We start from the raw sequence: 4,394 nt of genomic DNA, 5'->3' as shown, positions 1-4,394 counted from the left end.
ATGTGTTATTTTATATTGCTATTTCTGCATAATTCTGACAGGCCTTATTTCAGTACCAGTGATCCTGGCTCCAGCATGGTCTCCAGTTTCTGCCGCAAAGAATCCTGTGTATCTACCCAGTACGTACGGTCCGTCAGAATGGTCCGCCGACTGCCCATGAGATGGAAATATACCTTCGTTTCACCGGGATACTGACGCAGCACATCGCCAATACGGCTGCTCAAGTCACTTCGTTCCAGATGAGCCGGAATCTTGATAAACAGCTTTTCTCCCTTTCCTGGCTGCCACAGGGCGCCGGCATGACGGGCTGCCGCTGCCAGAGACGTACCGTCATGAGTGCCTGCAGGAGGCTCCGTCTGCGCTCCTAATGGCTGCAGGGACTCGGCAATAATCTGTACGCTGTCATCACTGATATCAGCCCGTCCCTGTACGGCTACGGCCATGTCGACGACGCACAGGTTCATGCATTGACTGTACACCTTGGGGAAGACGACGACAGATATGGATCCGCCATAATCTTCAACGGTCAGAATTGCCATCTGTTCATTCCGCTTCGTCGTCACCTGACGGCGGCTGGTCACGATACCGCCAATCCGCAGCAGACGGCCGTCATACTGGCGGTTGTCCTCACCGAAGCAGACGGAAACAGGCGTCAGCGTCTTCATGATTTCTTTATATGCATTCAGAGGATGGCCGCTGAAGTAAAAGCCGTCATATTCTTTTTCCATGGCCAGAATCATATCCATAGGGTATTCGTCTATATCGGGATAGGTCAGCTCCATAGCTGCTGCATCTGTATCATCACCGCTGTCAAAGAGCCCCATCTGTCCGGACGCATCGTCTTTCTGCCTCAACGCACCGACGCTCATAGCCTGCTCGACAACAGCCATGAGCTGAGACCGTTTTTTGCCAAATGAGTCCATGGCTCCGCCCTTGATAAGGCTTTCGATACTTTTGCGGTTGACGACATGGCAGTCTACGCGGCTGCAGAAGTCGCTAATAGACGTAAAAGGCCCGTCTTTTTCACGGCTGCCCACAATGGCGTCAATAGCGGCTTCACTGATGCTCTTGACAGCAGACAGGCCAAAGCGGATCGCCCCCTGTTCAACAGAAAACATGGACACACTGGCATTAACGTCCGGTGACAGTACATCTACACCGTGACGGCGGCACTCGGAAATATAATAGCTGATCTTGGAAATATCATTGATCATGCTGGTCATGGTAGCGGCCATGAATTCTGCCCGATAGTGGGTTTTCAGATAGGCTGTCTGCCAAGCCACATAAGCATAGGCTGCAGAATGGGATTTGTTGAAGCCGTACCCGGCAAAATAAACCATGAGATCGAAGACTTTGTTGGCTATTTCATCGGGAATATTATTTTTCTTCGTACCGGCCAAGAAGTTTTCCCGCTGTGCTTTCAGGATAGATTCTTTCTTTTTCCCCATGGCCCGGCGCAGCAAATCGGCTTGGCCCAGAGAAAAGCCGCCCATAACGGAAGCGATCTGCATGACCTGTTCCTGATAGAGAATGACGCCGTACGTATCTTTCAGGATTGGTTCCAGCAGAGGATGGAGGTACGTAACTTTCTTCTCGCCATGACTGCCTTTGATAAAGTCGTCTACCATGCCGCTTCCCAGCGGTCCAGGCCGGTACAGGGCGACGAGAGGAATCATATCTTCAAAGTGCGTCGGCGCCAGTTCCTTGACCAGATTGGTAATACCTTCCGATTCCATCTGGAACACGCCTGCCGTATCCCCTTCGGTAAGGAGCCGGCACGTATCGGCATCATCCAAAGGCAGATGGTCCACGTCAATAGTGACGCCATGCTGCTGCTGAATGAGCTTGACTGCATCGCCGATGACCGTAAGGGTACGCAGGCCGAGAAAGTCCATTTTCAGCAATCCCAGTTCTTCTACCAGGTCTTTATCGTACTGCGTCGTCAAATAACCTTCTTTGGAATACTGCATGGGCACGTAATCATCGACAGGCGCTGCCGAGATAACGACGCCAGCTGCATGGGTCGATGAATGGCGAACCAGGCCTTCCAGAGCCCGGCTCACTTCCACCATATGGTGAATCGTGGCATTGGTTTCATATTCGTTCCGGAATTCCTTGCTGATCTGCAGGGCCCGGTCAATGGTAAGGCCCAGTTCCGTTGGCACGAGCTTCATGAACCGATTGACTTCACTCAGGGGAATATTCAAAGCCCGGCTGACATCGCGCATAACCGCCCGGGCCGCCAGGGTACCAAAAGTAATGATGAGAGCTACATAGTCTTTGCCGTATTTTCGCGTCACATAATCGATGACGCGGCCCCGGTTTTCATAGCAGAAATCCATGTCAATATCAGGCATGGTAACTCGTTCCGGATTAAGGAACCGTTCAAAGAGGAGATTATATTTAAGCGGGTCCAGCCCGGTAATGCCCAGCAGGTAGGCGACGACAGAGCCAGCTGCCGAGCCGCGGCCCGGGCCGACGGGAATATTGTGATCGCGGGCAAATTTGACGTAGTCCCAGACAATGAGGAAGTACGACGGAAAGCCCATCTTACTGATGACACCCAGTTCATAATCGAGCCGCTTCCGTACTTCCGGCGTAACCGGATCATACCGTTTAGGCAGGGCTTCTTCACAGAGCCTGCGCAGATAGGTTTCATCTGTTTCACCAGGCGGCACGGGGAATTTCGGCAAATGCCGTTCATTAAAGGATATATCAACGTCGCACTTATCGGCAATTTCCAGCGTCGTTTCCAGGGCGTCCGGCATATCAGCAAATAATTCTGCCATTTCGTCGCCGGACTTCATATAAAACTCTTCATTAGCAAAACGGAAATGAGCCGGGTCGTCCATGGTGCTGCCCGTGGAAATGCACAGTTTGACTTCCTGTGCTGCTGCATCAGACTTTTTAATATAATGGTAGTCGTTTGTCGCCACCAGTTTCAGGCCGTATTCACGCGACCAGGTCTTGAAGGTTTCCCGTACCAGCTTTTCTTCAGGCAGGCCATGATTCTGCACTTCCAGATAAAAGTCGCCGCTGCCAAAAATGCGAACCAGCCGTTCCAGACTGCGCCGGGCTCCTTCTTCGTTGTGGTTGATAATATCCTGCTGAATCTGTCCTTCAATACAGGCACTCAGGGCAATAAGCCCTTCATGATACCGTTCCAGCAAATCATAGTCCACCCGGGGCTTATGGTAGTTATTTTCGCCGTCTACAAATCCCTTGGAAACGATTTTTACCAGGTGATGATAGCCCGTATTGTTTTTCGCCAGCAAAATAAGATGGCAAAGCCGCTCTTTTTTGGGCTTATCGAAGCGGCTGCCCCGGGTCATATACACTTCACAGCCCAAAATTGGCTTAATTCCCTGTTTTTTAGCTTCCTGATACAGATGAATGACGCCATACATATTACCATGATCCGTAATGGCTACAGCCGGCATATTCAGTGCTTTTGCCTGACTTACCATGTCGGGAATACGGCACAATCCATCGAACAGGCTATACTGCGTATGAACATGGAGATGAACAAAGGGTTTCATAGTCTATCCTCCCCATTACAGCTGCTGCAAATCCAGCGTCATATCATACCATTCAGCGCCGCCATGAAGAGACTGCGATTTTCCCTGGCATACATAGCCAAACTGCTCATAAAACGACACCAATCGTCGTTTACAAGTCAGTATAATCCGCTCCTTGCCATTTCTTCTGGCTTCAGCAATATAGGCATGCATCAGTTGACCGGCAACGCCCTGATGCTGCGCCTCCGGTACGACATCAAGACCAAATACCATGACATTAGGCGCATCATCGTCATGGAGGCGTGTAGACGCATATAAATCATCGGTCAGTGTCGGCTGCGCAGTAATACAGCCATTAATAAAGCCAATGACACGGCCTGTATCTTCAGCAACGAAAAAGGAATGGCGAAATGCAGCCAGCCGTTCCTTAATCTGCATGAAGCTGGCTGCTTCAGCTTCCGGAAAGCACTGTGACTCAATATCTGCCAGCCTGTTCAAATCACTCGTCCTGGCCGGACGAATCTTCACCTGCATAGAAAACCTCCTACATTCGTATTTACAGATAGCAAAAAAGCCTTTCCGTAGAAAGGCTTAAATATGATGGTCGGAACGGCGAGATTTGAACTCGCGACCTCTTCCACCCCAAGGAAGCGCGCTACCAAGCTGCGCCACGTCCCGTCGACCTTTTAATTTTAACCGATTCAAAAGCGCTTGTCAAGTTCAAATTTGCTGAACATGTCATAAGGCTTTATCGCCATAGGAGAGTAACCGGTGTATATTATGCCTCTATCACTGAAAAAATAAGCAATTCACTTCCATTTATGATACTCGGAATAGATATGTGTAACGATTAGTTGTATACTATATGTATAAATG

Annotated in this window: 2 protein-coding genes and 1 tRNA gene; all 3 read right to left on the bottom strand. The window is 50.0% G+C overall.

Going from position 1 to position 4,394, the window contains the following annotated elements:
* Positions 1-44: 44 nt before the first annotated feature.
* Positions 45-3,539, bottom strand: coding sequence for a DNA polymerase III subunit alpha (locus tag Q3886_RS08710; protein WP_301861002.1), 3,495 nt, complete (start codon positions 3,537-3,539; stop codon positions 45-47).
* 15 nt (positions 3,540-3,554) lie between these two features.
* Positions 3,555-4,052 carry a GNAT family N-acetyltransferase gene (locus Q3886_RS08705; RefSeq protein ID WP_301861000.1) on the bottom strand — a complete coding sequence of 166 codons (498 nt, stop codon included), beginning with the start codon at positions 4,050-4,052 and terminating at the stop codon, positions 3,555-3,557.
* 67 nt (positions 4,053-4,119) lie between these two features.
* Positions 4,120-4,196 (bottom strand) — tRNA-Pro (locus Q3886_RS08700).
* Positions 4,197-4,394 lie beyond the last annotated feature (198 nt).

Origin of the sequence: uncultured Megasphaera sp. (assembly GCF_958350005.1) — a bacterium.
GTDB lineage: Bacteria > Bacillota > Negativicutes > Veillonellales > Megasphaeraceae > Megasphaera.
Note: the sequence above shows the minus strand (reverse complement) of the source record. Positions and strands in the feature narration are given on the sequence as shown.